The organism is Halopseudomonas phragmitis (assembly GCF_002056295.1).
Lineage (GTDB): Bacteria > Pseudomonadota > Gammaproteobacteria > Pseudomonadales > Pseudomonadaceae > Halopseudomonas > Halopseudomonas phragmitis.
In genome coordinates, this window is the sequence record NZ_CP020100.1 from 2,538,432 (window position 1) to 2,561,224 (window position 22,793).

Consider the following 22,793-nt stretch of genomic DNA (forward strand, 5'->3'; position numbering starts at 1 on the left):
TTTAAGCGAACTCACAGACCAGAGCCCCTTCGCCGTTGAGAGTGGCATGCACGTGACGGAGCGTACTGCCGCTAGCCATGGCATCCAGTAACTGGTCGACGATCTGCGGCTGCAACTGTTGATCTATCAGGTGATCGATCAGGCGTGCACCGCTGTCGCCGTAGTGGCAACGTTCGACGAAATGCTCGACCAGGGCCGGACAGTGGCTGAAGCCCAGTTGGCGACGTTGCAGACGATTGGCGAAGCGCTTGAGTTTGAGGCTTACCAGCTCGCGTAATACTTCACCGTCGACCGGGTAGTAGGGCACCACGCGCATACGTGCCAGCAGGGCGGGTTTGAAATGCCGGCTCAGCGTCGGGCGGATGGCCTGCTCCAGATCGTCGGCGGTTGGCCGCTGAGCTTCGGTACAGAGCTGGCTGATTTGCTCGCTGGCGAGGTTGGAGGTCATCAGAATCAGGGTGTTGCGGAAATTGATTTCCCGTCCTTCGCCGTCGTTGGCAACGCCCTTGTCGAAGATCTGATAAAACACGTTGAGTACGTCTGGATCGGCTTTTTCGATCTCATCCAGCAGGACTACAGAGTAGGGCTTCTGGCGTACCGCCTCGGTGAGCATGCCGCCTTCACCGTAGCCGACGTAACCGGGTGGAGCGCCCAGCAGTCGCGAAACGCTGTGCTTTTCCTGGAACTCGGACATATTGATGGTGGTCAGGAAGCGCTCGCCACCGTACAGCAGGTCAGCCAGTGCCAGCGCGGTTTCAGTCTTGCCGACGCCGCTTGGACCTACCAGCAGAAACACCCCGGCGGGTGCATCCGGATTGTTAAGACCGGCCGCGGCTGCCCGCATGGCGCGATCAAGCGCCACTACCGCCTGTTCCTGGCCACGTACCCGGCGGCGCAGCTCAGCGGCAAATCCGGCGACTTTGTTGTTGTGCTCGCGGGCCAACTGCTCAACGGGTACACCGGTCCAGTGGCTGATCACTTCGGCGACCAGCCGCGGGCAGACTTCATGGCTGACCAGACGCGCTGGGGCTGGAACCGCCTGCAACTCGGCCTGCAGACTCGCCAGCTCGGCTTCGAGTGCGGCCAGATCAGTGGTGCTATCAGGCATCAGGTTGTCGGGTAGGTCGCCATCGGTGTCGGGTTCGTTGGCTTCAGTCTGGCTCAGACGCATCTCGGCACATTGCTGGCGCAGGGTCAGCAGCCGGGTGGCCCGCTCGCGCTGTTGATTCCAGCTCTGTTCCAGGCTCAGCAGTTCATCCCGGGCCTGTTCCAGGCGCTCCTGCAGTTGGGTCAACAACAGGTTGTCCAGCTCCAGGCCGGCCTGGTGGTCGCGCTGCTGAGCCTGTAATTGACGCTCGCCTTCGGCAATTTCGCCGCGCAAGCGTTCGATGGCTTCCGGGGCGGAGGCCAGGCTGATACGTACGCGGGCGCAGGCGGTATCCAGTACGTCGACGGCCTTGTCGGGCAACTGGCGCCCAGCCAGGTAACGGGCCGACAGCTCGGCGGCAGCGACGACGGCATCGTCACGCAGATAGACGCCATGACTGCGCTCGTACAGCGGTGCCAGTCCACGCAGAATAGTAACGGCCTCGCTGGTGGTCGGCTCGTGCAACTGTACCGGCTGAAAGCGTCGGGCCAGGGCTGGGTCCTTTTCAAAGTACTTTTTGTATTCGCTCCAGGTGGTGGCGGCGATGGTGCGCAGCTCTCCCCGTGCCAGTGCTGGCTTGAGCAGGTTGGCGGCATCCGAGCCACCAGCCTGGCCGCCGGCGCCGATCAGGGTGTGGGCTTCGTCGATGAACAGGATGATCGGCTTGGCGGCTGCCTTGACCTCATCAATCACGCCTTGCAGGCGGCGTTCAAATTCACCCTTGATACTGGCGCCGGCCTGCAAAAGACCCAGGTCCAGAGACAGCAACTCGACATCGCGCAGGGCCTCGGGGACCTCGCCTGCGGCGATGCGCAGGGCCAGCCCTTCGACGATGGCGGTCTTGCCAACGCCGGCTTCGCCAACGACGATGGGGTTGTTCTTGCGCCGCCGGGCGAGGATATCGATCATCTGGCGCAATGCCTGGTCACGGCACAGGACCGGGTCCAGCTTGCCGTCCCGGGCCTGAGCGGTAATGTTGTGGGTGAAGCGGCTCAAGGCCGAGTCGGCAGCCGCAGCCGGGGCGTTGCCCGTGGCTTGTCCGGCCAGGGCGTAATCGCTCAAACGCTCAATGCGGATACTGTCGAGCATCGGCTGATAGCGGCTGCCAACATAGCGAACCGGGTTGCGTAGCAGGCCAAGCAGCAGGGCAGCCTGATCGATGTGGGTTTGACCCAGCTCCAGATTGGCTACCAGCAGGGCATCCTGGAGCCATTGCACCAGTTCGCTGGCAAACGCCGGGCTGCGACTGCCATCACCCTCACCGCGGGGCTGCAGCAGCGTACGGAAACTGTCGATATCGGCTTCGGCGTCCAGCAGCGCTTTGTTCAGCAGACTGTTGGGCCGCTCAAGCAACACCAGCAGCAGGTCTTCGATCTGAACCTTATTGGCCGCACGCATGACGCAGCGTTCGGCGGCGGCTTCAAGATCGCGGCGGCTGTCCGCGTCCAGAGCCTGCACCAGTTTTTGGATATCTACATTGATCATGTTCATCAGTCCTTAATGAGTTCGTCCGGCCAGGGTGACTTCAGCGTCGCTGTCACGTTGGCCAATCCAAGAGGTCCAGCCCAGCCGGCAGTGATTGTTGCGCCCCAGGTGAAGCTCGCGGATTTCTTCCTTGCGCAGTTGCAGGCGGATGTCATAGGCCAGCGGGGTGCGCAGGCTGAAGCGCACCAGAGCCAGCAGCGGCTGATAGGCACTGCCGGTGGGCAGAAAATCGTGGAAGCGGTCCCAGTCGAGTTCGCGAATGTGGATGCGGAATTTGCCGCTGCGATCACGCACGCTGTCGCCCAGTACCAGGCTGCTACCCAACTGGCTGTTGGCCAGGCCCAGGCGGTTGCGTTGTTCGGGCAGAATCTCAACCTGCCGTTCGACGCACTGTTCGATATGGAGCGCCGCGTGTTTGAAGTAGTAACGCAATACGGCCGAGACCAGCGCGGCGGACTGGGCGCGCATGCTGAGCAGGCCGAGATAGGGCAGCAGACGCTTCCAGTTCAGCTCATTTGAGCTGCGCAGTGCCGGGTAGCCCAGACCGATCAGGGCGAACAACTGGGCGGAAAACCCGTCGTCGGCTCCTTCGCTGAAGCGGCGGTGATAGCGATACTTACGCCAGATCGGCAGCATCAGGCGTTGCAGTCGGTTGTTGAATAGGTCGAGAAAGTCCCGGGTCGGATTGCCAGTCAGGCTGTCGCCCAACGCCTGCTCACTGTAGAACGCAGGCAAAGGCGAACTTGAGCCGAACAGGCCGAGCACATTGACGCGTATCCGTGCGCGCAACTCCCCCTGCTCATGGAAGAATTCCACCTGCTCTATATCCGTGCCGGGAAAACCCATGCTCGGGTTGGCCTGGAATTCCAGGCGCTCGTACAGGGCGTCGTCGGTCAACTGCGGATATTCTTCACGCAGCCTTTGCAGTACCAGCAGAACACCCTGAAACAGGCTGTACTCGCGGATACTGCGACCGAGCCGGCTTAGAGCAGGGGCTGTTGCCCCATGCGTGGTGTCCATTGATACCGCTCTCCCTGGGTGGTTGAAACCTGCAACTCATGGAACGAGTTGAGGCTGGCATACAGTGCAAAGAATTGATCGAGTACCGAGGCGAACAGGAACAGATCGCCTTCGCCAAGAAAATTGTCGCCATCGATCAGCAGTTCGGTGCGGATGCCTCGAACAGGCAGGCCGTGGTGCAGACGGTCTACATGACTGTGGGAAATCTTCTTCAGGCCTTCCAGCCGGCGCTGGCCGACTCGTGCCGCGTGCTGGTCGTAGTAACGCGGCAGGTCATAGGTTTCGAGGATTACTTTGAGTGCCTCGACATTGGCCAGCGACAGGTAATTCAGTGACATGTTGCTGATCAGCTTCCACAGAAAGTCACTATCCAGCGGTGGCGCGTAGCTGGGCGTGACCGTGCTGATATTGCGGAAGCTGAGATAGTCGGGGGTGTCTTCGCTGAGCCGGCAAATATCGCCGATGCCAAGCTGGCTCGGCAGATTCTGGTTGGTACACATCAACTCGATTGACAGCGTCTCATGTCGTTCGCTGCTGCGCGTCCCGAAGCTTAGGTAGGTCTCTAGCCCATCGCCCTGGATCGAGGGTGATTGACGCACGCTGTAGTGAGGTTTTGGCTCGGTGACATCAAAACTGTGGTCGTGCTCGAATGACTCGAAAGGCACATAGTCCTCATAACCCATGCCGCCAGGCTTCCAGCCGGTGACGCGCTCGACCGAGTAGACGCCGCACTGGTGGCTGGCGTATTCGGCCGGGCGCAGCAGATAGTGGTCCTGGCGTCCGTCGAGCCGGATTGGCGTGGCATCGTGGTTGAAAAGATTGACCACGGGGGTGCAATACAGGCGCACATTGTCGCTGCTCGGGCGGATTCGCTGGATACCGGCCTTGCGGATATGGCAGCGCAGCTCCAGGCCGGCGGCCTGTTGCAGCACGTCCTCGCCAGCGGCGCCAAGGCACTCCAGACCATTGATATCGACGAACAGGAACTTGTCTTCAAAAGCGAAGTATTCCTGCAGATAGCGGTAGCCGCTGAAGGTGTTGAGCGGGTAGGGGATCAGGGCCTGATTATCCTCGAACCCGGTTGGTTGGACCTGTTCGGCGGCCAGTCGCAGTGTGCTGGCGGTGGGGCCCTTATGCCAGGGCAGAGGCGTGCCCTGTTTGTCGAGCAGGACCAGTTCGATACCATCCAGATGCCGCAACAGGCCCAGGTAGAGCATCTGGCTGATATAGCGCTCACCGGCAAGATGCAGGCGCAGGCGGCGCAGGGCCAGATCCTTCAGGTTGCCGTCGCAAACCATCGACAGCTTCAGGCTCAGCAGCGCGCCGTCGCCCTTGACCGAGTAATCCAGCTGGCTCAATTGCAGTGGCAGAACCTCGACCTCGCTGGTGGTGCGGAACTGGCAGTTGATTCCCTGTACGGGCACCGACTCGACCGGCGTGTCGCGCGCCACTCGGACGGCTGGCCCTGCGCGCTTTACCGGATCAAACTGCAGCATGCTGAAGGCCGGCAGTGGGCGCATATAGTTGGGCCACAGCAGATGCATCAGCGAGTGCGTCAGTTCAGGCAGTTCGTCATCCAGCTTCTGCCGCAGACGCCCGGTCAGAAAGGCGAAGCCTTCGAGCAGACGCTCGACATCCGGGTCCTTGCCGCTCTGGCCGAGGAACGGCGCCAGCGCCGGGTTACGCTCGGCAAAGCGCTTGCCCATCTGGCGCAGCGCGCTCAGCTCGCTTTGGTAGTAGTGGTTGAATGACACGCAACTATCCCTGTAGTGAGAACAACTATCCGATCAGTACGCTGCCTGAACCCTGGACAACGGTGTTGCCATGGTCGCCACTGCTGCCGATTACGGCGGCGGGCTTGCCATTGATCATTACGCTGGTGCTGACGCCGCCGACCAGGGTGCTGCCGCAGCCGGTCGGGTCGCCCATCCGGGCTGCCGGCAGGCCGTCGATCAGTACATCCGGCGAGCCGGCGCTGATCGGATTGTTGCCGTGGCCCTTCTTCGGGCAACTGGTAAGGTCGCCGACGCGTGCGGCGGGTTTGCCTGACATGGGTAACTCCTTTTACTGGACTCTGACTTGTCCGCTGCCGTCGAGGCTGGCGGAGAAGCTGACTTTCTGGCGTTGGCCGGCTACATCCAGCAGGCCTTCGATGGCGAAGCTCAGACACAGCGGGTCGTGACTGCGTGGCAGCGCAATGACACGTACATTGCGCAGCCGCGGTTCATAACGCTCGATAAAGCCTTCGATGGCTGTGCGTGCCTGTTGCAGAGCATCGTGCACGGACAGGCGCATGTCGTTGAGATCTGGCAGCCCGTAGTCGGGCAGGGTCTGCACGCTGCCGGCACGGGTGCTGAGCATCTGCGCCAGATGCCGGGACACGGACGCCGCAACGGCGTCCGTATGGCCGAGATCGACTCGTTGCGTGGCGTCACCGGCCAGGCGTTCAAACAGGCTGCCGTAACTCACGTCGGTTTATTCCTTGTCGAGCTTGCCGACCAGTGACAGGGTGAAGTCCGCCCCCATGTACTTGAAGTGCGGTCGCACGCTGAGGCTGACCCGGTACCAGCCCGGCTGTCCTTCAACGTCCGATACCACTACCTGGGCAGCGCGCAACGGGCGACGGCCACGGACCTCGGCATTCGGGTTGTCCTGGTCGGCAACGTACTGACGGATCCACTTGTTCAGTTCCAGCTCCAGGTCGGTACGCTCTTTCCAGGCACCGATCTGTTCACGCTGCAGCACTTTGAGGTAGTGGGCCAGGCGGTTGACGATGAACAGATAGGGCAACTGGGTGCCGAGGCGGTAGTTCAGTTCGGCGTTCTTGCCTTCTTCGCTGTTGCCGAAGAATTTGGCCTTCTGGGTCGAGTTGGCAGAGAAGAACGCGGCGTTGTCGCTGCCCTTGCGCATGGTCAGGGCAATGAAGCCTTCTTCGGCCAGTTCGTATTCACGGCGATCGGATACCAGCACTTCGGTGGGGATCTTGGTCTCGATCTCGCCCATGCTTTCGAAATGGTGCAGCGGCAGGTCTTCCACCGCGCCGCCGTTCTGCGGACCGATGATGTTAGGGCACCAGCGGAACTTGGCGAAGCTCTCGGTCAGACGAGTAGCGAAGGTGAAGGCGGTGTTGCCCCACAGGTAGTCTTCGTGGCTGCCGGCGACGTTTTCCTTGTAGACAAAGCTCTTGACCGGGTTCTCTTCCGGGTCATAGGGGTTGCGCAGCAAAAAGCGCGGCAGGGTCAGACCGACATAGCGAGAGTCTTCACGCTCGCGGAACGATTGCCACTTGGCGAACTGTGGGCCTTCGAAGTGATCCTTCAGATCCTTCAGATCCGGCAGCCCGGTAAAGCTCTCCAGGCCGAAGAACTTGGGGCCGGCCGAGGCGATGAAGGGGGCATGGGACATGCTGGCGACGCTGGCCACATGCTGCAGGGTTTTCATGTCCGGTGCGCTGGGGTCGAAGTAGTAGTTGGCGATCAGGGCACCCACCGGCTGGCCACCGAACTGACCATACTCGGCAGTGTAGACATGCTTGTAGAGGCCGGACTGAACGATGTCCGGGCTGTCTTCGAAGTCTTCCAGCAGATCCTGTTTGGAGGCGTTGATCAGCTCAATCTTGATGTTCTCGCGGAAGTCAGTGCGATCGACCAGCAGTTTCAGACCGCGCCAGGACGATTCCAGTGCCTGGAAGCTGGCGTGGTGAAGAATCTCATCCATCTGTTGGCTGAGTTTGGCGTCGATCTCGGCGATCATCCGGTCGACCATGGCCTTTTTCACAGGCTCCTTGTCGTTCTGCGGCTTGAGCAGCTCTTCGATGAAGGCCGAGACGCCGCGCTTGGCGATGCCGTAAGCTTCATCCTCAGGGCTTAGCCGGGTTTCGGCGATGATGCGGTCAAGAATACTGTCCTGGCCGGCGGCCTGGGTTTGATCCAATGCGGTTTGCGTGCTCATGGGCTAACGTCCTTGTCGGTCTCAGGTGTCGAGTTGGTCCTGGGCGGCCAGGCCCAGCTCGGTGAGGATGCGCTCGCGCGAATCGTCGTCGCTCAATACGCTTTCAATCGCCTTGCGGAAGGCCGGGGCATTGCCCAGTGGGCCCTTGAGGGCGACCAGCGCGTCGCGCAGTTCCATTAGCTTGCGCAGTTCCGGAACCTGCTCGACCAGACTGGCGGGGTTGAAGTCCTTCATTGAGTTGATGTTGAGGCCAACCGCCAGCTCATCGGCACCCGAATCGTCCTGTAGACGGTTGGGCACACTGAAGGTCAGGCTGAGTTCCTGCTTGGCCAGCACTTCATCGAAGTTGTTCTTGTCGATCGCGATCGGTTTGCGTTCTTCGATCTTGCGGTCGTCGGCCCGTTGGGTGAAGTCACCCAGGACCATGAGCTTCAAGGGCAGCTCAACTTCTTCCTGGGCCCCGCCGGTGTCCGGCTTGAAGGTGACATTGATACGTTCCTTGGGGGCTACAGAGCCTTCTTTGGCCATCTTCCTTCTCCATTACTTACGGCCCGAGGGCCTGATCCAGTACCGTCTCGAAATCGAGGTGGCACAGCCTGCGGTAGATCCCGTCTCTGCGTTCGCGCACAGCCGCATTCTGCGGCATCAGCTCGTAGCAGTTGTGCAGCAGGCGCAGCACAGTGATGACGAGATCCGGTTCCCAGTCTTCCAGAGCAGAGCCCCGGAGCACGTGGTCAAGTGATTCGAGTTGGGTTTTTGCCAGGTCGTACTTGCGTGCTTCAAAGCACAGGCGGGCACGGGCCAGTTGCCAGTGCAGCCGGGCCCGACCGCCACGTGCTCGTTGCAGGCCGTCCGCCAGGTGCTCGGCTGCGCCACGCAATCCGTCCTGGGCCAGGATTTGCTGGGCTTGCTGGTAGCCTTGTTCCCATTCGGCTTGATTGCCGTCGTGGTGGCTGGTGGCCGTGTTTGGTTTGGCGCTGCGGTTGCTGCCAAGGCTACTCAGCCAGGCGCGGGTTTCGTTGTTGGCGAACGGCGTGCCGTCAAAGAAGCTCAGCGCCTCAAGGCCTGGCAAACGACGCAATAGTTGCGCCAGTTGCTGTTCCAGTTCCTGCATAGCCTGTTCGGCCTTGAGCGCGTTCAGGCACTGCCAAAGCAGGTATTGACCGTCGAGCCAAAACGGTGCCCGGGCCAGGCTGGTTTCAAGTTCCGGCAGCAGGCTGCTGTGCTGGCCCTGATTGATACGTTCCTGAAATGCCGCAAGGCGGTCATTGGGCAACCCGCGCAGGGCTGTCTTACCGGCGGCGTCGTGATCGGGCAAGTTGTCCAGTGGCAACCACAACAGCGTGCGTGACAGGCGGATGGCGCGCGGATCACCCGGGGTCTGGTTCTGCCACCATTGGCACAGCGGCCGGGCCTGCTCCTGCAGGGCGCGCAGGGCCTTGTGAGCATCACGGGTGCTGATGATCAGTTCGGGTGCGGTAGTGCCGACCAGGCTTGGTGGTGGGCTGATTGAGGCCGGATTCGCGGTGGCTGTGGTGCTTGGCGTCGCGCTGTCGCCCGCTGGTTGCTTCAACAAGGCTTGCAGGCGCCGGCACAGCGGCTGGAGGTGGGGGGCGTCATTGCCCAGTTGGGTGCTCAGGGTCTGATCCAGGCTGGTCAGGCTCTGGCACATCTGTTCAATCAGTTGGAGTTGCTCGGCGCTGGGTTTGTGTTCGCCCAGGGCCTGATCAAGACGCGGAGCAAGCCAGCCAAGGGCGGCGCTGCGGGTGCGTTGCTTGCGTGGATGCAGGTCATCCCAATGTTGCGTGCAGAGCTGTTCGAGCATGGCCAGCCCGGCGTGCAGGCCTGGCAACTGCTCACACTGGTACAGGCTCCAGGTTAGCCAGCAGGCGACGCGCAAATCCTTGGTTTGATGGCGCAACAGGGCTTCGGCCAGCTCCAGGACTTTCTTCCAGTCCGGGCCACCATTGAGGTGCAGGCCGGCAGCTTTTTCGAGCTCATTTTCGAGACTTTCAAACTCGGGTGAATAACGAGCGTCATCCCCGGCAAAGTTGTCGTCGCCGATTGCTGAGTGGGCCAGGGAAATATAATAGTCGGCGAGCATGTGAAGTTCGTCAGTCCTTGATAATGCTGTCCGGATAACTATCCAAGTTATCGCTGTGCGTGCCTTTATTGCGCCAAGAGTTTTGCTTAATGTTGCAGCTCTATGATATTGCGCAACTTTTTGCGCACTCGGTGTGCGCAACAATTTGCGCATTGGCGCCAGGCAAGGCGTATCCTAGTGGGGTGGCCTTGTCGAATCAAGGGATAAAGTGTGAACTGATTGGACTTTTATGGTGCTTGAAGGTGAATTGATATCAAGTTGTTATCGGGGTGAAATTAAGTTTGTAGTTTTGTGAACTTGTTGCTGTATTTTTTGCTGAATTCATGTTTGGGGTTGTGTCGGGCGGCAGGTGGGCGGAACAGCGGCTATGCTCCATAGATCCTTTATACGCACCGGAGATCGCCATGAATGAGTCCCATGCGTCTGTCCTGTTGTTGGGGGCTGCCCAGTCCGAGAAGGTAGGGTTGCGCTTGCGCATGGCCAATCGTCATGGCCTGGTGGCCGGCGCCACGGGCACCGGCAAGACCATCACCTTGCAGGTAATGGCCCAGGGATTTTCCGAACTGGGTGTGCCGGTCCTGGTCCCGGACATCAAGGGGGACTTTTCCGGAATTGCCAAGCCTGGTGTCATGAGTCCAGGGTTGGAGCGGCGTGCTGCGGCTGTTGGTTTGAGCGATCTGGTGCCGGCAGCAGCCCCAGTGGTGTTTTGGGATGTGCATGGCCAGCAGGGACATCCGTTGCGTCTGACTATGGCGCAGATGGGGCCGGTTCTGTTGGCGCGTTTGCTCAACCTCAATGACACCCAGAGTGGTGTGCTGCAGATTGTTTTTCGAGTTGCCGACGACAATGGCTGGCTGTTGCTCGACCTAAAGGATCTGCAGGCCATGTTGGCCCATGTCAATGAACTACGAACGGAAATCGGGCCTCGCTATGGCAATCTGTCGCCAGCCAGTATTGGCGCCATACAGCGGGCTCTGCTGACGCTGGAAGCGCAGGGTGGCGCGGATCTGTTTGGCGAGCCGGCGGTCATGCTCGATGATTTTCTGCAAACCGATGAGCAGGGGCGTGGAGTGGTCAATATCCTGCATGCCGAGCGCCTGTACCGGGATAGCCCGCTGGCCTATTCAAGCATTTTATTGTGGTTGCTGTCAGAGCTGTTCGAGCAGTTGCCGGAGCAGGGCGATGCCGACAAGCCGAAGTTCGTGATGTTTTTCGATGAGGCGCATCTGCTGTTCAAGGATGTGCCCAAGGCGCTGGTTGACCGGATTGAGCAGGTGGTGAGACTGATTCGCTCCAAAGGCGTGGGGGTGTACTTCGTGACTCAGAGCCCGCTGGATATTCCCGAGGTCGTGCTTGGTCAGTTGGGAAACCGTGTTCAACATGCCCTGCGTGCCTTTACACCGCGCGATCAGCGAGCCGTTCGTGCGGCGGCGCAGACCTTTCGAGCCAACCCGGGCCTGGATTGCGAGACAGTGATAGCCGAGCTTGGCGTGGGCGAGGCTTTGGTGTCGGTGCTTGATGACAAGGGTGTGCCGACTCCGGTTGAGCGTGTGTTGGTGCGTCCGCCCGCGAGCCAGATGGGCCCGCTTACCGCGCAGGAACGCCGGGAGTTGTTGGCGGCATCGCCGTTGGCCGGGGTTTATGATCAGGTGCTGGATCGTGAGTCGGCCTATGAGATTCTCCGGGCCCAGGCTGAGCAGTCACTGAGGCAGCCTGCTACTCCGCCTGCCGGGCGAGCTCGCAAAACTGCCGAACCTGGTGCCGCACTCGGTGGAATGCTGGGGAGTATGGGGCGGGCGGCAATGCGCAGCATTGGCACCCAGTTGGGGAGGCAGATTGCGCGGGGGCTGCTGGGGTCGCTCAGCGGGAAGCGCTAGCCGGGCATCTGGGCACAGGGCAGGCCTCTGGTGAGCTCTGCTCCAGGCATTCGCGGGTTTTGGCCGCTTCGTTTTCACAGCCCAGGGCTTCGAGCGTGACCAGCAGGTTGTTCCAGCCGGCGGACAGGCCTGGGTGGCGTTCCACCACCTGGCTGAACTGCTGCATGGCTTCGCGCGGTTTGTTTTGCGCCCAGGCGATGTTACCCAGGGCAAAGCCTGCTACCGGCTCGTCGGGCCAGTGTTTCTGGGCTGTCAGGTAGGCGGTAGTGGCGGTATCCAGGCGTCCAACCTGCTCCAGATCATTGGCTGCTCGCAGGTATGCCAGGGGCTCGGCGCTGGCCGGCAGCTGTTCGGGAGGAAGAGTAAGCTGCGCCCAGTTGTCGGCCCGGCGCCAGGTGCGCAGAAAAACCTTGAACGGCTCGCGCTGGGCCTGGTTCAGGCCGCTGTGCAGGATCAGCTCCTGGCTGTTGAGGTCATAACCAACCGCTACTGCGTAGTGCCACTGCGGGTACCAGTTGAACGCCAGATTCTGCATGACCAATACCGGGTTGCCTGCGGCCAGCTCGGCCAGCAGATTCTCCAGTTTGCCATTCAGGGGATAGACCAATAAGTCCTGCTCCCGGGCTGCGGCAACCATCTCGACTTGCAGGGTGCCCTGACGCTCGGGCAGATAGACCCTGTCCTTGAGTGTATCCGGTGAGGCTTCTATGCCGCGCTGGTTGAGCATCATGGCTAGCGAGGCTGGGCCGCACTGATAGGCGTCCTGGGGATGAAAGGGCACATCAAGCATCACCCGAGGTGGCAGGTGATCGAGTTGCTCGGGTGAGGGCAGGTGGAGCTGCCGCCCGGCGCAGGCTGACAGCAAAACTGCCAGCCCGAGCAGGGCAAGAGTGCGTAACAGGTTCAAGATCAACGGTTGATGCAGTTGACGAACTTGTAGACGTTGGTGGCGCAGAGCATGTCAGTGATGATGAAGATCACCAGAAACAGCACGATCACACCCAGCACGCCGGCACCGGCCGGGGCTTCATCAAGTTGGGCGTTGAAGTAGGCCAGTTCAGACGCGGTCAGGCTGTTGATGCGTTGCTCGACCTGGTCGGGGCTGACGCCCATGCTAGCCATTTTTTCCTGCACTGCCTGGTCGGCAAGCATGGCCTTGAGAGCGTCGCGGTCTACACTGAGCTGCTGGTCTGCGATCAGTTCGTGGGTGCCCACCATGGATGCCTGAACATGCAGACTGGTGAGACTGGTCAACATGAACAGCGCGGCCATCAGGATGGACAGGTAACGCTTGGTGGATTGCATGAACGTCATGGTGGGTACTCCTCGTTATGGGTTCGGGCGTCCTTATAGCTGACGACCCAGTGCAGCACTGGTACTGGCCTAGTGCTGCATTGAGCATAGCTGCTGCGCATAGGTCGACGTAATATCTGTGACTCCAAATTACCCCCAGGGTTCCTGGAGTATGCCGGCAATGTGATGCAAGTCACTGATTTTACACGCCGAGCTTGTCCCTCAGGTTGTAGTACCAGGCACCCATGGCGGTGAAAGGAATGCGCATCAACCGTCCGCCGGGGAAGGGGTAGTGGGGCAGTCCGGCAAAGGCGTCGAAACGTTCGGCCTGACCGCGCAGGGCTTCGGCCAAGAGCTTGCCGGCCAGATGGGTATAGGTAACGCCGTGGCCGCTGCAGCCCTGGGAGTAGTAGATATTGTTGCCGATGCGGCCCACCTGCGGCAGACGCGACAGTGTCAGCAGGAAATTGCCGGTCCAGGCGTAATCTATCTTCACACCCTTGAGTTGAGGGAAGGTCTTTTCCAGGTTGGGGCGGACCAGGCTTTCGATATTGGCTGGATCTCGTGCGCCATAAACCACGCCACCACCGAAGATCAGGCGCTTGTCGGCTGACAACCGGTAGTAGTCGAGCAGGTAGTTGCAGTCCTCGACGCAGTAGTCCTGGGGTAGCAGGCTGCTTGCCAGCTCGGGATCGAGCGGCTCGGTGGTTACCACTTGGGTGCCGCAGGGCATGGACTTGGCCGCCAGTTGTGGCACCAGGTTGCCCAGGTAAGCGTTACCGGCGACAACCACGTAATCGGCTTTTACCTGGCCCTGTTCGGTGTGGACTACCGGACGTTCGCCCTGGTCAATGCGAATCACTTTGGACTGTTCGTGAATGATGCCGCCCAGCGATTCAACCGCGGCAGCCTCCCCAAGGACCAGATTGAGCGGATGAATATGCCCGCTGCTCATGTCGAGCATGCCGCCGACATAGCGGTCGGTATTGACCACCTCGCGGATTCGTTGGGCATCCAGCAATTCCAGCTGAGTGTGGCCGTAACGCTCCCACAGGGCTTTTTGCGCCTGCAGGTGCCCCATCTGCTTCTTGTTGAAGGCTGCGAATACGCCGCCATCTTTGAGGTCGCACTGAATGTTGTACTTGGCGATCCGTTCGCGAATGATGCGTCCACCCTCGAAAGCCATATCACCGATCAGGCGGGCCTGCTGAGCGCCTACGCTACGTTCGACTGCATCGATGTCCCGGCTATAGCTGTTGACGATCTGTCCGCCGTTGCGCCCTGAGGCGCCGAACCCGACCTTGGCGGCTTCCAGTACAGTAACCTTGAAACCGTGTTCAAGCAGGAACAGGGCGGTGGAAATACCGGTATAACCTGCGCCAATGATGCAGACGTCGGTCTCGTGGTTGCCGTTGAGCGGCGGCCGCTCAGGGCTGGGGTTGGCGGATGCGGCGTAGTAGGACGTGGTATGCGGCGTATAGGCCATGATGCACCTTTTGTTGAATATTTTTTACAATCTAGGCTGATGCTACCCCCTGAATGGGTTTATTGCCAGAGGGTGATCAAAAAAAATGACAGATCAGGTCTGTGTCTGCTGGCCAGTGAAGTGCAGCAGGTTGCCGCAGCGGCGGCACAGATATTGGCGCCCCTTGGTCACCCAGGCGTGGCGCTGGGCGGTAAACGGCAGGTGCTCGGCACAGCCGCAGCGGTACAGGTACTGGGTCGAGCGTCGGCGCGGTACCTGATACGTGTGGCAGCGCTGGGCGGGCAGGCCGTAGAGGTGGGTCATCAGTCCTTGCCATTCCCGGCCGTGAGGTTTGATCCGTGGGCCGTATAACTGGTGGGCAATCAGGTGAGCAACTTCGTGGGCCACGGTCTGACGCAGGAAGTCGGCGCTGTTCTGCCGGTACATCAGGGCATTGAAGCGCAAGCGGTTGTCATTCAGGTAGGCGACTCCCGCTCGCTGACCGCGCAGGTCGAGATCGACCCGAGGGCGAGGGAAATGGCGGCCGAAATGCTGTTCGGCCAGCCGATAGCAGTCTTCAAGGCGTTGCATGAGCTGGTCCATGCGCCAAGTATAATGCTGCTAAGGCCCGCTCCAGAAGCCTTGGCTCCCTTACGGGATGACCTGCAGGTCAGAAGATACTGTTATCCAGACCGGCAGCCACATACAGACCAAGGTCATAGGCCTGGTCGGCAAAGCTTTCCTGCCACTCGCCCTTGAGGATCAGAGGATCCTGGACCCATTGCCAGCGCAGACCCGTTACGATCGACTCGATTGCCCGGCGGGTTCCGGTGCCATCCATGCCGGCGCGGATGTACAGGGCGCAGGGTAGCCCTTGCTTTTTTTCCAATACCGGGTAGTAGCAGCGGTCAAAGAAGTCCTTGAGCGCTCCGCTCATGTAGCCGAGGTTCTCTGTGGTGCCGAGGATGATGGCATCGGCCTGCAGCACGTCTTCCGGCACCGCTTCAAGCGGCGGGCGCCAGAGTGCCTCGACCTGCTCGATATCGCTGTGGCTGGCGCCCTGCAAGACGGCTTCCACCAGCTTTCGAGTGTTCTCGGAAGGGGCATGAGCGACGATCAGCAGACGTTTGTTCGACATGGGGATTTCCGTTTTCGGTATGTTTCCAGTGTAGCGTTATCGGAGCCCGGGTTGGAGGTGTGTGGGTTTTCTTGGCGCTCCTGTTGCGGTATGGTTTTTAGAGTTAAATATAAATTACGCACCTTTTTCACCCGCCTACCTGCCTGGCACCGAAAACAACCGTATGGGAGATTCGGTTCCATGTTCAGACTGTTGTTGCCGATTGGCGCCTTGCTGACCGGGATTGCCTTGCTGCTGCTGGGCACCGGGCTGCTCAATACCCTGCTGGCTCTGCGCGGCAGCGCCGAGGGGTTCTCCGACCAGATGCTGGGGCTGCTTGGCTCTGCCTATTTCGTTGGCTTCATTGTTGGTACCTGGTTGTGCCCGCGACTGATCCGGCGGATGGGACATGTGCGGGCATTTGCCTTCTTTGCGGCAGCGACCTCGGTCTGCGTGCTGCTTCACAGTCTGCTGGTCGATGCGCCGGTCTGGCTCCTGTTACGAGTGGTCACCGGCGTGGCCCTGGTCGGGATCTACACGGTGATTGAAAGCTGGCTCAATACCCAGGCACCAAATGAGCACCGTGCGCAGGTGTTTGCCGCCTATATGGCAGTCAACCTGCTGGCGCTAGCCATGGCACAACAGCTTCTGCATCTGGATAGTCCGTTGGTCTTCACTTTGTTCGCCGTGGCGGCAATGCTGGTGGTGGTCGCCTTGATGCCGGTTGTCGCCACTCGTTTACCGCAGCCCGAGATCAGTGACACACCGGCCTTGCCGCTGGCCCGGATCTGGCAAGCGGCGCCTGTTGCCTGCGCCGGCGCACTGCTCTCGGGTCTGGCGATGGGCGGGTTCTGGGGCTTGGGTGCGGTTTATGCGGCCCGTATGGGGATGCAGACGGCGCAAATCGCGGGATTCGTGTCGCTGGTGATCATTGCTGGCGCGCTACTGCAGTGGCCCTTGGGCTGGTTGTCTGATCGTATCGACCGGCGCCGGGCAGTTTGTCTGGTTTCTGCGCTGGCGGCGCTGGGCGGGCTATTGATGGCGCTGCTTGGGCCTTTCGGTCAATGGTTGCTGGTCGCTGCGGCGGTGTTTGGTGCCGGCGCCTTTGCGGTCTATCCGACAGTGGTTGCTCACCTGGTTGATCATTTACACAAGGAAGATATTTTATCCGGCAATGCCGCGCTGTTGATGCTGCATGCACTGGGTGCCGCAGTGGGGCCAGCTTTGGCTGGGGCATTGATGGGGCTGACCGCTGCATTGGCCCTGCCGCTGTTTTTTACCCTCATGTTCGGTCTGTGCGCCGTGTATGCCTGGCAGCAGGTGCGTGCAGGACGCGATCGCATCGTTGAGGAGCCGGCCCACTTCGTGCCGATGTTGCGGACCTCGCCGACCGTACTGGAAATGATGCTGGACGAAGACCCGGAGGCCGCAGAGCAGCCGGTCAATCATGCGAAATCGCCCGAACCTGCCGACGAAGCGGACGAGCCAAGCCGCGGCTGAGCTGTCCGTTGTGTTTATGGCTCCGGCTGGTTGGCCGGGGCCGGAAGAGGGGAATCTGTCATGCTACTAGCTACCGACCTGGACGGCACTTTGCTGGCCGGCGATCCGGAAAATCGTCAGCGTCTGTATCAACTAATCAATGCCCATCCGGGTATCAACCTGGTTTTTGTCACCGGTCGCGGGCTCGAGGTGGTGGTCCCGCTATTGTCCGATCCGGCCATTCCTGCACCGGATTACATTATTTGCGATGTCGGTGCGACCATTGTCGATGGTCGGACTCTGCAGCCGGTCTATCCGTTGCAGCAAATGATTGAGGACTGCTGGCCTGGGGAACTACAGGTGTTGGCCGCGTTGGCTGATAAGCCAGGGTTGGAGCGTCAGTCCGTGCCACAACAACGGCGCTGCTCGTTTTTTTGCAGCCCCGAGGCGGTGACCGAACAGTTGCAGGCCCTGGCTAGCGAGCTCGGTTGTGACCTGTTGTTTTCGGCAGGCATGTATCTGGACTGTTTGCCACGGGGGGTTAACAAAGGGAGTACTCTGCGGCGTCTGGTCGAGCATTTGCAGATTGCTGTCGATGATGTGCTGGTGGCAGGCGATACCTTAAATGATCTGTCGATGTACGAGCAGGGTTTCAAGGGGGTTTGTGTTGGAGATTCAGAAGCCGGTCTGCTGGAAGCCACGACTGAGCAAGCCAGGGTGTTGCATGCGCGCCTGAGCGGTTGCGGCGGCATTCTCGAGGCTTTCGCTCACTTTGGTTTTCTTGGCCCTCAGGGGGTTGACTCGGAGTTGCCCGATCTGGAGATCAAGGGCAAGGCTGACCTGGTGATGGTCTATCACCGGTTGCCCTATGAAGAAGGGCTTGAGCAGGGTCGACTGGTGCGCCGGCCACCGTCTTCGCCCAACGGTATCATTCCGACCCTGCTGAGCTTTTTTGCTCAGGATCGACGGGGTTCCTGGGTTGCCTGGTCGACCCATGAGCCGCGTCTGGGGCAGGCCTTTGAAGTTCATACGCCGGTCGACTCAGGTCGCTACCCGCATCTGGTTGCCGCAAGGGTAGCCTTGACCAAGCAGGATGTAGACGTGTTCTACAAGCGCTTCTCCAAGGAGGCTTTCTGGCCAACCCTGCATACCTTCTGGGAGCGTGCCCAGTTTTGCGAAGAAGACTGGCAGGTGTTTCTCAAGGTCAACCGGCTGTTTGCCGAACGCACAGCCGCCGAGGCCGCCGAAGGTGCGACGGTCTGGTTGCATGACTACAACCTGTGGATGGTGCCGGCGTTCTTGCGACCGCTGCGTCCCGATCTGACCATTGCTTTCTTTCACCATACCTATTTCCCCTCGGCGGATGTGTTTAACGTTCTGCCCTGGCGACGGGAGATAGTTGGCAGCTTGTTGCAGTGCGATTACATCGGTTTTCATATTCCGCGACAGGCGGAAAATTTCGTTGATGTGGCGCGTGGCGTTGCGCCGGTCGAGGTGTTGGATTCCATGGACTGCGCGCCGCGTTTCCTGACCTACGGCTGCGCGGTGGGTTTGGACAGGATGACCACGGCGATCATGGTGCATGGCCGGCGAATTGGCTTGGGGGCGCACCCGGTAGGGCTGGATGTGGCTCGGGTGGGAGCGATAGTCGAATCGTCGCAGTGTCAGCAGTTGATGCAGCGCCTGCGTGAGCAACTGCATGGGGTGCGAGTAGTGCTGTCGGTGGAGCGACTGGATTACACCAAAGGCACTCTGGAAAAGCTGCTGGCTTTCGAGGCATTACTTGAGGCTCATCCGGAACTGGTAGGAAAGGTCAGTCTGTTGACCGTCTGCGTGCCGGCGGCACGGGAAATGACTATCTACGATGAGCTGCTGACCCAGATCGAGCGTGCGGTCGGACGCATCAATGGCCGATTCTCCCGGGTTGGTTGGGTGCCGGTGCAGTTCTTCTATCGGGCGTTTCCGTTCGATGAGCTGGTGGCCTACTACCTGATGGCCGATGTGATGTGGATTACGCCCCTGCGCGATGGACTTAACCTGGTGGCCAAGGAATATGTCGCTACTCAGGGCTTGTGTCAGGGGCAGGGTGTGTTGGTGTTGTCCGAGTTTGCCGGGGCGGCAGCGGAATTACATGGTGCCTTGCGTACCAATCCACATGACCCTAATGATCTGCGCGATACCCTGTATGTGGCCCTGGCTTTGGGGCAGGCCGAGCGGCGGGCGCGGCTGCGTGAACTCTATGCCTGTGTCTGTCACAACGATATTCAGCGCTGGGGCGATGAGTTTCTGCAGGCGGTGGCAGCCATGAAACGGCAGGAGTCAGGTCAGGGCGCTGACCAGGCGGCCTGAAAACCAGCGCCGGGCACAACAGTGCCCGGCGCTGATTGACTCAGTCAGCGAACAATTGGTCAATCTGATAGATCGCTGTGGTGCCGCTGACTTCGTTACCGATGATCAGCAGGGGTTCACCATTGGGGGAGTCGTTGGCGGCTACGAATACCAGACCTTCTGCGCCCAGGTCCCCGACGTTGGCCAGGTTGGTTTGCGGATCACTCACCCAGTCTTCACGGGTGTTGAGGTAGTCGACGAAGTGCGGCGCTTGCGGGGAGCTGATGTCATAAACGATTACGCCACCCATGCGCTCAAGACCAATAAAGGCATAGGTCTTTTCTCCCAGCTTGCCAATGGCGACACCTTCGGGTTCGGGGCCTTTGTTGTCGCTGCGGTTGTCAAAGCTGTCGCCAGCGCTGTGGTTGGAGTTGAAGTAGTCACGACAAGGGGTGTCCCGCAGTGCCCCGGTACGGCACTCGTCGCTGGCCAGAAACTGCTCGAATTGATCAGCGGAATCCCAGATCAGATTGGCGTTTTCATCCCAGATAGAGAAGGAGCGGGCGCCGAAGGCGTAGATCTGGTCATACATGATCCGGTCACCGGCCGGGTCCGGGTTGCCATTGCTGTCGAACATCACCGGGTTGCCGCTGGCATCCTTACGGTAGCCATCGACCCAGCTAACGGTCAGGCGACCGAGCAGGTCGTCTTCGCGGCAGTCGCCAGGCTCACCAGCGCTGGCGCCGCAATAGCCGAACACCTCGGGGTTGAGCAGTGCGCCTGCGGCCAGGGCATGCAGGTGCGGCGGCATGTCGTCGCCGACCCGGCGAGCAAAGCCGCTGCGGTGAACCAGGTGCTTGAGGCGGATTTCCTCGACAAAACCCTGACTGGCATCGCCATCCCAGTAGGCCTGGTTGGTTTCACCCCAGGCGCGGGCGTCACCTTCGTTGGCGGTGACGATGTAGGTTGCGCCATCGACGCTGTAGGCCGCGATGCTGTCAGGGTGGTACATGCCGACGACGCCGGGCCAGGTGCGGATGTCGATGACGCCGTCAGTATCGCTGGCATCGATGCCGTTGCCGTCCAGACCATGGTCCTTATAGCCCAAGGGCAGTACGTCGGTGATGGTGGCGCTGGCGATATCCAGCTTGGCCAGGGCGTTGTTTTCCTGCAGGGCGACCCAGGCGGTAAGGCTGTCAGCCGAGACGGCGATGTATTCCGGCTCCAGGTCCTGAGCCACACTGGCATTGGGGCCAAAAATCCGTACTCCCTGGTCGATCAACGCCTGCTTCTGGTCATTGAAAGCCTGGAAACCGGCCGTACGAACGCTGACGATCTGCTGGCCGTCCAGCTCGATCACGCTGACGGAGCCTTCCGGGTCAACACTGTAGTCGTCGCTAGGCTCGCCCTCGTTGGCGACCAGCAGATAGCGTCCGTCCGGGGTGAACGTCAACATGTCGGGCTGGGCGCCGACTTGGGTGTGATCGAGTATGCTCAGGTCATTGGTGTCGACCAGCACCGCGTAACCGTTGTCGGTCTTGTTGGCGGCTTCAACGGCCACGGCCAGCAGACCGTCACGGTAGGCCACGCTGTTGACCACGGCGCCGGGGGCGATGGTTTCCATGGTCAGGGTCTGAATCAGGCTGGGGTTGCTCAGGTCGCTGGCATCGAGCACGTCGATGGCGCCGTTCTGGGCATTGACCACGAAAATTTGCCGGTTGATCGGATCAAAGGCCGGGATTTCAGCCGCGCTTTGGCCGAAGATACCGGAGCTGTAACGGCCCAGGAAACTGAGCGAGATGCTTTCCGGGGTCAGTTCCGGTGCGGGGGCTGGCGGCTCCTCGGGATTACTGCGATTGCTGCTGCCGCTGTTGCAGCCAGCCAGGCCCAGGGCCAGGGCCGTACCGGCGGCGATGATCCACTTATTGTTCATGTTGGGTCCTTGAGAGGTAAGAAAGAGCGGCAACAGTGATACCCCGTGCTGGTGACATGGGCATGTCAGCCTGATGTCGATCCAATGACATTCGGAGCATTGGGGTTGGGCTGATACACTTGAGCAATGACCGTTTCCACTGCCGACCAGTTACTCCCGCCAGATTTTGATGAAGCCGTGCTGGCTGTGCTCAGAACGCACCCCGCCGGGATCGGCGAGTACCGCCTGATTGGCCTGCTGGCCGAGCGCTTTCCTGAGTCGTTATTCGCTACCCCGGGTGCCTTGCGCGACCCGCTGCGGCTGTTTCAGGTGCATTTTCTGCTGTTTCACGCGCTGTACCGGTTGTCCGACCGCCTGGCCGAATGCGGGCAGCAATTGCGCATTCATGCCCTGAGCATTGTGCTTGAGAGGCGTCGGGATAGTGGGCCGGGGCTCTGTGAGCCAGATCCCTTGCGCAGCTATTACCTGGATTGGCAGCAGTGGGTCACAACCCACCGTGAGGATGTTGAGCGACTGCTGAGTCAGTTCAGGGCGATGCCGGCAGCCATTTCTGCTCAGGCAAGAGGCCAGGCCCTGGCCTTGTTTGAACTTCCCGACCCAGCCTGCCCCAAGGCGATTAAGCGCCGCTATCGAGAGTTGGTGAGTCGTCACCACCCCGACCGGGGAGGTGATACCGCGACCCTGCAAGAGATCAATGAAGCTCTGTTAATTCTGCAACGCTATTACGGGAAAGCCTGAAGTCGCCAATTCCTCTAAGCGGGGAGGCTTTTTTTGGCCATTTTTTGGCTATAGTCGAGTACAAGGGCTGCGACACGCTGTCGCACCTGTTCACCCGTTGCTGGGGGGCGTATACCACGACAGCGGGGCAGATAATAATCAGGAGGTCAGACCATGATCCATCACGTATTGGGGTTGTTCACTCATCCGGATCAGGAGTGGAAGGAGATCAAGGGTGAGGAAGAAAGCATTGGTCACATGTATCTTACTCATGTGCTGATTCTGGCAGCCATTCCGGTGGTCTCAGCCTATATCGGCACGACCCAGGTGGGCTGGACCATCGGCACGGCTGAAGCGGTCAAGCTAACCCAGGCCAGTGCGTTGCAGATGACGGCCTTGTCCTATCTGGCGATGCTGGCCGGTGTCGCGGTAATGGGCGCCTTTATCCACTGGATGGCCCGCACCTACGACTCCAGCCCGACGATCACCGACTGTGTAGTATTTGCTGCCTACACCGCCACTCCGCTGTTTATCGGAGGGTTGGCCGCGCTGTATCCGAGTCTGTGGCTGGGCATGATCGTTGGTACAGCGGCCATTTGCTATACCGTCTACCTGCTCTATCAGGGCATCCCGATCTTCATGGATATTCCCAAGGAAGAAGGCTTCCTGTTCTCCAGTTCGATTCTTGCAGTTGGTCTGGTGGTGCTGGTGGCGATGATTGCCACCGCCGTGATCTTCTGGGGCTTCGGTGTGGGGCCTGTGTACCTGCGCTAAGCTCGAGAGAGACAACGCCCCCGCTGGTCGCAAGGTCAGCGGGGGCGTTGTTTTTATGGCGGGCGATTGCGGTTAAAATAGCCGGCTTTGCCAATCATGTGGA

19 protein-coding genes are annotated in these 22,793 nt (G+C 60.2%); 5 read left to right on the forward strand and 14 right to left on the reverse strand.

The genetic code is table 11. From position 1 onward, the window contains the following. Nucleotide 1: 1 nt before the first annotated feature. The 8 genes from tssH to tssA are packed head-to-tail and all read right to left on the reverse strand — an operon-like array spanning nt 2 to nt 9,707. Nucleotides 2-2,632 carry a type VI secretion system ATPase TssH gene (gene tssH / locus BVH74_RS11710; protein WP_080050243.1) on the reverse strand — a complete coding sequence of 877 codons (2,631 nt, stop codon included), beginning with the start codon at nt 2,630-2,632 and terminating at the stop codon, nt 2-4. A gap of 12 nt (nt 2,633-2,644) precedes the next feature. Beyond that, on the reverse strand, nt 2,645-3,652 hold the full coding sequence (gene tssG, locus BVH74_RS11715; protein WP_080050244.1) for a type VI secretion system baseplate subunit TssG: 1,008 nt from the start codon (nt 3,650-3,652) through the stop codon (nt 2,645-2,647). Next, nucleotides 3,616-5,406: a type VI secretion system baseplate subunit TssF gene (tssF, locus tag BVH74_RS11720; RefSeq protein WP_080050245.1), complete on the reverse strand. Its 1,791-nt coding sequence runs from the start codon at nt 5,404-5,406 to the stop codon at nt 3,616-3,618. The genes tssG and tssF overlap by 37 nt, the downstream gene beginning before the upstream one ends. Before the next feature lie 25 nt (nt 5,407-5,431). Then, a complete protein-coding gene (locus BVH74_RS11725; protein ID WP_080050246.1) occupies nt 5,432-5,704 on the reverse strand; it encodes a PAAR domain-containing protein in 273 nt (90 codons plus the stop codon). 12 nt (nt 5,705-5,716) lie between these two features. Beyond that, nucleotides 5,717-6,121, reverse strand: a complete 405-nt coding sequence (gene tssE / locus BVH74_RS11730; RefSeq protein ID WP_080050247.1) for a type VI secretion system baseplate subunit TssE — start codon at nt 6,119-6,121, stop codon at nt 5,717-5,719. Nucleotides 6,122-6,127: 6 nt separating this feature from the next. Beyond that, nucleotides 6,128-7,603 (reverse strand): type VI secretion system contractile sheath large subunit, encoded by a 1,476-nt coding sequence (tssC, locus tag BVH74_RS11735; RefSeq protein WP_080050248.1) that lies wholly within the window; start codon nt 7,601-7,603, stop codon nt 6,128-6,130. Nucleotides 7,604-7,624: 21 nt separating this feature from the next. Further along, nucleotides 7,625-8,131, reverse strand: coding sequence for a type VI secretion system contractile sheath small subunit (gene tssB, locus BVH74_RS11740; protein WP_080050249.1), 507 nt, complete (start codon nt 8,129-8,131; stop codon nt 7,625-7,627). 16 nt (nt 8,132-8,147) lie between these two features. Beyond that, nucleotides 8,148-9,707 (reverse strand): type VI secretion system protein TssA, encoded by a 1,560-nt coding sequence (gene tssA / locus BVH74_RS11745; RefSeq protein ID WP_080050250.1) that lies wholly within the window; start codon nt 9,705-9,707, stop codon nt 8,148-8,150. Between the two features lie 404 nt (nt 9,708-10,111). On the opposite strand from tssA, the gene BVH74_RS11750 reads away from it, so the two are divergent. Further along, nucleotides 10,112-11,584, forward strand: a complete 1,473-nt coding sequence (locus BVH74_RS11750) for a helicase HerA-like domain-containing protein (RefSeq protein ID WP_080050251.1) — start codon at nt 10,112-10,114, stop codon at nt 11,582-11,584. Here BVH74_RS11750 and BVH74_RS11755 read toward each other — a convergent pair. The 5 genes from BVH74_RS11755 to BVH74_RS11775 all read right to left on the reverse strand — a co-directional run bounded on the left by BVH74_RS11755 (nt 11,568) and on the right by BVH74_RS11775 (nt 15,480). Beyond that, nucleotides 11,568-12,491 (reverse strand): PA2778 family cysteine peptidase, encoded by a 924-nt coding sequence (locus BVH74_RS11755; RefSeq protein WP_231705507.1) that lies wholly within the window; start codon nt 12,489-12,491, stop codon nt 11,568-11,570. The two genes, BVH74_RS11750 and BVH74_RS11755, sit on opposite strands and share 17 nt — an antisense overlap. A gap of 2 nt (nt 12,492-12,493) precedes the next feature. Further along, nucleotides 12,494-12,898, reverse strand: a complete 405-nt coding sequence (locus BVH74_RS11760; protein ID WP_373279451.1) for a PA2779 family protein — start codon at nt 12,896-12,898, stop codon at nt 12,494-12,496. A 181-nt stretch (nt 12,899-13,079) separates the two neighbouring features. After that, nucleotides 13,080-14,363, reverse strand: a complete 1,284-nt coding sequence (locus BVH74_RS11765; RefSeq protein WP_080050252.1) for an NAD(P)/FAD-dependent oxidoreductase — start codon at nt 14,361-14,363, stop codon at nt 13,080-13,082. Between the two features lie 93 nt (nt 14,364-14,456). Further along, a complete protein-coding gene (locus BVH74_RS11770) occupies nt 14,457-14,945 on the reverse strand; it encodes a SprT family zinc-dependent metalloprotease (protein ID WP_080050253.1) in 489 nt (162 codons plus the stop codon). A gap of 67 nt (nt 14,946-15,012) precedes the next feature. Further along, complete coding sequence (locus tag BVH74_RS11775; RefSeq protein WP_080050254.1) at nt 15,013-15,480, reverse strand: flavodoxin family protein; 468 nt, start codon at nt 15,478-15,480, stop codon at nt 15,013-15,015. A gap of 180 nt (nt 15,481-15,660) precedes the next feature. On the opposite strand from BVH74_RS11775, the gene BVH74_RS11780 reads away from it, so the two are divergent. Both BVH74_RS11780 and ggpS read left to right on the forward strand, forming a co-directional pair. Beyond that, nucleotides 15,661-16,959 (forward strand): MFS transporter, encoded by a 1,299-nt coding sequence (locus BVH74_RS11780; RefSeq protein ID WP_080050255.1) that lies wholly within the window; start codon nt 15,661-15,663, stop codon nt 16,957-16,959. Between the two features lie 60 nt (nt 16,960-17,019). After that, on the forward strand, nt 17,020-19,287 hold the full coding sequence (ggpS, locus tag BVH74_RS11785; protein ID WP_080050256.1) for a glucosylglycerol-phosphate synthase: 2,268 nt from the start codon (nt 17,020-17,022) through the stop codon (nt 19,285-19,287). Nucleotides 19,288-19,327: 40 nt separating this feature from the next. Here ggpS and BVH74_RS11790 read toward each other — a convergent pair whose 3' ends face one another. Further along, on the reverse strand, nt 19,328-21,199 hold the full coding sequence (locus tag BVH74_RS11790) for a choice-of-anchor I family protein (protein WP_080050257.1): 1,872 nt from the start codon (nt 21,197-21,199) through the stop codon (nt 19,328-19,330). Between the two features lie 126 nt (nt 21,200-21,325). Between BVH74_RS11790 and BVH74_RS11795 the strand changes: the two genes are divergently transcribed. Further along, the gene (locus BVH74_RS11795; protein WP_080050258.1) at nt 21,326-21,937 is read left to right on the forward strand and encodes a DNA-J related domain-containing protein; all 612 of its coding nucleotides are present in this window, start codon (nt 21,326-21,328) and stop codon (nt 21,935-21,937) included. A 153-nt stretch (nt 21,938-22,090) separates the two neighbouring features. After that, nucleotides 22,091-22,690, forward strand: coding sequence for a Yip1 family protein (locus tag BVH74_RS11800; RefSeq protein ID WP_080050259.1), 600 nt, complete (start codon nt 22,091-22,093; stop codon nt 22,688-22,690). Nucleotides 22,691-22,793: the final 103 nt, after the last annotated feature.